Consider the following 5,085-nt stretch of genomic DNA (forward strand, 5'->3'; position numbering starts at 1 on the left):
CAAGTGGGGGAGTTTGCGCGACCACAGGTGGGGGAATTTGAAGTGACCGTCCGGGCTGAACTTCTCACGCACTCTGTCGATCACCTTGAACCGGCGTGGGATCTCCTCCAGCGTCGAGGTCACGCTTTCGCCGAGCTTCGACAGCCGAGCCGATCCGCAGCAGGGACATTGCGCCGGTGCCGGCAGGACCACGCGCTCTCGCTCGATGTCGTCGGGAAAGGGCTGGCGCACCGGCCGCTTGCGCTCAAACGAACGCACCGTCTGCGTCTTCCCGGCCGCCTTCTCGGCAGCGAGTTCATCTTCAGTCGCGGCCGCCTCAAGCTTCTCAAGCTCCAGCTGATCGAGTAGCCGCGCCGACCGCTCCGAGTGCGCGCCATAAAGCGTCCGTCGCAGCTTCTCGATTTCGAGTTTGAGATGGGCGATCAGCGCTTCGGTGCTCGATTGCTTCGCCTGAGCATTGGCCGCTTCAGCAAGCCTGGCTTCCGCCACAAGCCTGGCCGCGCGCTCGGCCAGGATCATTGCATGCGCGGCGGCAAGATTGTGCTCGAGCCAGGCCAGGCGGTGGGCGGGTCAAAGACTTTGAGTTCCTGCGGCGCTGCGACCAATCGACGCCAAAGTCGCGGCCCGCAAGCTGTCCTTTCCAGCACTGGGGGGACCAATCCGCTCCGCTACCGGCTACGATTAGCATCAGCGGTGCGTTCACCCGTCGGGCTATACGCAAGAGCGTCGCCGAATCGAGATCACTCATTTTGGCAATGCCGTCCGGATGCGAATGCCAATCACCGAGATAGTCGAGGTCGCCGCAACTTGCCTCGAAAGCGCGGTTAATTTCACTCACCTGCCAAGCGTGATCCGGAATGAAAGATTGCCGCCCGTGAATGGCGCGCGGGCCGGGGCCCCGCAAATCGACGACGATGTGGTACTCGCCGGACCGCCAGCCAAGAAGGATGCCGCCATTCTCGAGTGGGGACAGCTCTCGTGCGTGCCTGCACATTAGCCGTAGCACATGTGAGGAGAGCCAGACGATCACCGGGCGGCTCCGCAGCATTTGGGATGGGGCGGGCATTGAAATGCTTCCCACTGGGGCAGCATCCGTGCGTCTCGATCATCCTTGAGCGCCAGTATAGCCACGTCCCAATCGCCAGGATCGTAATTCCCCTCCGAGAGGAGCCCCACGGCCGTGCGCACCATTTCCAGAGAGATCTCCTGCAGATCGAAGCCACCGCCCGTAAATGTAGGAGCGTTGCAGCCGACTGGGATGACGACGCCGACATCATCGACGCGTGGTTCTGGTATGTGCTGCTTGTCCTTCCAATGCTCGTTGAGGCACACGAAGCAACTTGCGGAAGCTGGAAGGAATCGCGCGACCACGCCGCCTGCGACGCCGAGCGTCGCATAGCCCACTACGTACGGCACCCGGAATTGTCGACAGTAGTGGGATAGCGCAAGCTGCACCTCTGGTGAGGCCGTGGCGTCGATCACGACATCGGCGGAACGCAGCTCATCGAAGACTGGGGTAAGGACGTTTCGCAGGTGGCGCGGAATGCCGACCGGTTCGGTAACGGCCGTGCCGAGGCCCCCTCTACGGTTCTCGCCTTCGTCCACGAATAGTTTGATGCGATGAAGTTCGCAAGAGCGATTGCCTTGCTGCTTCCCCAAACGATTCGGCCCAAAGGCCACCGCAAGCTTTTGCCGGGCTGAACCGTGTCGAATCAAGAAGCGCAATCTCGCCCACGCCGGCGCGAGCCATTTCGAGGCCCGCGAAGCTTCCGATCGCCCCGGAGCCGACGACAAGAGCATTTTTCGTGAGAAGAGATAGTGCGACGGGCAACCGGGAAAATGTGTCATCCTTGCTGGCGCGTTCTCCGCGTATGAGCCTTGTTTCGTCTGCACCGGTTTTTTCGTTCGCGAGGCCACGCCTTGTCGCCAGGAACAGCCACCCCGCGCCATTCTTCTGCGAACGGTATTCGGGTTCCTCCGGGAACACGATGCCGGTGACGGAAAAGGGGTAACGCGCAGCGTCATTGACCTTCTGCACGCTGGTCGGCTGCAGCACCGCCTGTCGGGCAAGCTCTTCTTCGGCAAAGCGAAGCAGTTCTCCGGCGTCGGCGTTTGCGGGGGCGTAAACTTCACCCACCGCGCGGTAATCACCTGAGCACCTTCGGGCTCGGCCGGAAACCCGAACCGCTTGCCGATCGCCGTGCCGGTGCTGGTTTTCAGCTGCCGCAGGACTCCTTCGAAAGCAGCGCCGTTTCTCTTAGTGGATCGACTGGCGCAGGCCACCTCCATCAAACCATGCTGGCCTGAGGGTGGCCCCGCCTGACCGTCAAAAAGGATGACGGAGTCCTCTTCCGAGGCTCCCGCGAAGTAGGGCATCAATGGGTCGGCGACCTGCTCCTCGAGCTCGGCCGCATCCTCCCAGCGCCCGTCTTTTCTGGCCGCGAGGGTGCGCAGGAGATGATCCAGTCGCTCCTGGACGAAGTCGGCGACCAGCTGGTTGGAGTCCCATTGCGCCGATTCCTGCGTCAGCAGGCACAGCTCGCGGCTGAGGGGGGTTTGATGCCGCTCGAAGCTCTCGTTCGGCGCGGCCACCGCGGGGCGGAAAAAAGGGTGCAGCGGAGAATACCCGATGCGCAACAGCATCGGTGCGGACTGCCCATCCACCGGCCAGTCCGCTTCCAGGATCAGGACCCCGTTCCCCTTGTGAATAGTTCGCGGCGTAATGCCCAGCCGTGCGAAAGCGGCCAGCTCGGCATTGAAGATCTCCGGCCAGATCGTCCACCAACCCTGGTTGGCAGCGGGATGATTGTGCTTAGCCAAACTTAGCCCACAGGACGATGTCCAGGCGGCTATGCTGGGGCGCGGCGGACCCTTGCCCGGCGTCTCGCTCGGAGGTCCGGGCGGCACGTCAGGATGCTCCGGATGTGGTGGCTTTGGCGGCTTAGCCATGCCTCATTCCTTTCGTTGCTTCGCTTAACTGATCAACTCTGAGTGCACCGTATCGTTCGCAAATCCGGCGGCATCGTTGTTCTCCTTAGCGCTAACTAAAAATAGAGACAATGTCGCCGGAGGAAGAAGATCAAAATCGTTGGTACGCTTCGGACAAAAGTGAAGCGTCACGAATACAGCGACGGAATAAAGACGCGTTCTGCACGTTGTGTGCAGATATATTCCTTTCGCTTCAGCTCGGCCGATATCGAATCGGGGGCTAACATTTCGCGCGTCTTGATCAGGTAAGGGGCCACCTCGTGGCACTCAACGACCCGCAGAGCCATGCGAACAAATCCATCGCCAAATCAGAACGGTCCATCAGATTAATTGATGTCTCTCACCAGCCTATTCCTTCCCAACGATACTCGGGCGGAACATATTGGGGCGGCACAAACGACTTCCGCCTAAGATAGGGTCATGGCATTTCCAACTAAGTGCGATGGCGGACGGGCAGGGTCTTCCTGCGCTCCTCCAGCTCGGCTGCGCGGCGTCGCGTATCTGACCTATGAGGCCCGGACGGCTTCTTCGTCAAAGGCGAAGGGTGAGGTCATCGGGACGCACGTCGATTATGTTCAAATGGTAGAGCCGGAATGAGCCCGGTCGAAAGCATCTTCCAGGAATTTATTGATGCCATCCAAACCGCAACCACGGCGGATGAATTCGAGCGCGTCGCAACGCGGCTAACACAGAGGCTCGGCTTCCAGCGATTTGCCTATCTGCGCCTGACCGGCGAGACGCCGATGTTGATCTCGTCCTATCCAAAATCCTGGACCAGCCGGTACTTCCAGCTTGGATATCAGCAGCTCGATCCTGTGGTGCGCCGCGCACGTGCCGAGCACGCGCTGTTCAGCTGGGGAGGCGAGGCGTCAGCCCTGGCCGGAAATCGCGAGCAGCGCCGGTTCTTCGATGAAGCGACGACCTTCGGGATTAGATCAGGCATCACTGTGCCAATCAGGAGTGGATTTGGACGGATGGCTGCATTTACGCTGGCGACGGGCGACCGCGATCTTCACCCCGAGCTGCTCGTGGCCGACGGGAAGGATCTGGTACACCTCGTCGGGTTGCACTTTCATTGTTATGTCGCCGCCAGACTTGACGTACTCTCTGCCAGTAAACTCGCCGCAAGTGAACTCACTCAGCGCGAGCGCCAATGCCTTGCCTGGACCGCGCGCGGAAAAACTGTCGCCGATATCGCAGTGCTGGTCCAGATTGCACCGCGAACTGTCGTGTTTCATCTTGAGAACGCGCGCCGCAAACTAAGTGCAGTATCTATTGCCCAATGCGTCGCCGAGGCCATGCGACGTGGTTTGTTGTCCTAATCATCCGCACCCTCCGATTTCGCGCGCGAGATGCACAAGAGACCTGGCGCTCGTCGCGCCAACCTGATCTACAGCCCTGTTCGATCTGGATGCTGAGTATCTACATGGATCGCGCACGCTCGTGGTTCCCGACGCGAACGGGGTTGTCGGTGGAACAGCTGACCGTATTCACGGCATGGTCCTTGTTCGCTTCTAGCCACCATGATGGCTTGAACATCATCATGAACGCTCTCTTACGAGAGAGCGTCATTAATAGGAATAAGCAAGGGAATGGTCGGGCCTCGACAAGGCTTGAAGAGACCAAAAGGCTCCTTGTCATTGAAACGGGTATCGAACGAAAACGTCTCTTCGTTACAGCCAGCTAGGATTCAACAAACAGCTTGATGCAGCTACCGTGTGAGTAGCGGTGTTCCTTCGGCGCAAAATCTCAAGACCTCTCTTTCAAAACTGGCCCGTGCAATGTCGTTTTAGAGGTGCCGCGATAGTCTCATGCGCATTAAGCGGCTTCCGGAAGGGCGGCCTTTTTACAAAGGCGGACTAGCCAACGGCAAAAAGCACGAGCGATTTCGGGATTGTCACTGCGATCGACCGCATAGGCCCGATATTGCATGCCGCTGGGAGTACGTGACCCTAGTATCACCTGTAGGACGCCCCCGCGCACCAGATCGCCGACAATAATTTCGGGCGCTACCAGAAGGCATTTTCCCGTCATGACCGCCGGCAGAGCAAGGTAATTGTGATCATATCGCGCCCCCGACCTTATGTCTTTAGAGGT

At 59.6% G+C, this 5,085-nt stretch carries 5 protein-coding genes; 1 reads left to right on the forward strand and 4 read right to left on the reverse strand.

Annotation, left to right across the window (positions count from 1 at the left end; translation table 11 throughout):
* The 3 genes from CP49_RS29585 to CP49_RS29595 all read right to left on the reverse strand — a co-directional run.
* Positions 1–519: IS66 family transposase (locus CP49_RS29585; RefSeq protein ID WP_197423276.1), on the reverse strand; the 519-nt coding region annotated here is incomplete at its 3' end.
* Positions 467–1,066 (reverse strand): M67 family metallopeptidase, encoded by a 600-nt coding sequence (locus CP49_RS49460; protein WP_082646313.1) that lies wholly within the window; start codon positions 1,064–1,066, stop codon positions 467–469. The genes CP49_RS49460 and CP49_RS29585, both read right to left, overlap by 53 nt.
* On the reverse strand, positions 1,027–2,820 hold the full coding sequence (locus CP49_RS29595; RefSeq protein WP_057853672.1) for a ThiF family adenylyltransferase: 1,794 nt from the start codon (positions 2,818–2,820) through the stop codon (positions 1,027–1,029). The genes CP49_RS49460 and CP49_RS29595 overlap by 40 nt, the downstream gene beginning before the upstream one ends.
* Positions 2,821–3,581: 761 nt before the next feature.
* Here CP49_RS29595 and CP49_RS29600 point away from each other — a divergent pair.
* Positions 3,582–4,310 carry an autoinducer binding domain-containing protein gene (locus tag CP49_RS29600; RefSeq protein ID WP_057853673.1) on the forward strand — a complete coding sequence of 243 codons (729 nt, stop codon included), beginning with the start codon at positions 3,582–3,584 and terminating at the stop codon, positions 4,308–4,310.
* 496 nt (positions 4,311–4,806) lie between these two features.
* Here the strand turns inward: CP49_RS29600 and CP49_RS46750 are convergent.
* On the reverse strand, positions 4,807–5,085 hold a 279-nt coding region (locus CP49_RS46750; protein WP_476695632.1), incomplete at its 5' end, for a type 2 periplasmic-binding domain-containing protein.

It is taken from the genome of Bradyrhizobium valentinum, from assembly GCF_001440405.1.
In the GTDB taxonomy this organism is placed as follows: Bacteria; Pseudomonadota; Alphaproteobacteria; order Rhizobiales; family Xanthobacteraceae; genus Bradyrhizobium; species Bradyrhizobium valentinum.

Coding starts and splice junctions, on each gene's coding strand:
- CP49_RS29600 (WP_057853673.1), top strand. CDS start 3,582: ATGAGCCCGGTCGAAAGCATCTTCCAGGAATTTATTGATGCCATCCAA.
- CP49_RS49460 (WP_082646313.1), bottom strand. CDS start 1,066: ATGCCCGCCCCATCCCAAATGCTGCGGAGCCGCCCGGTGATCGTCTGG.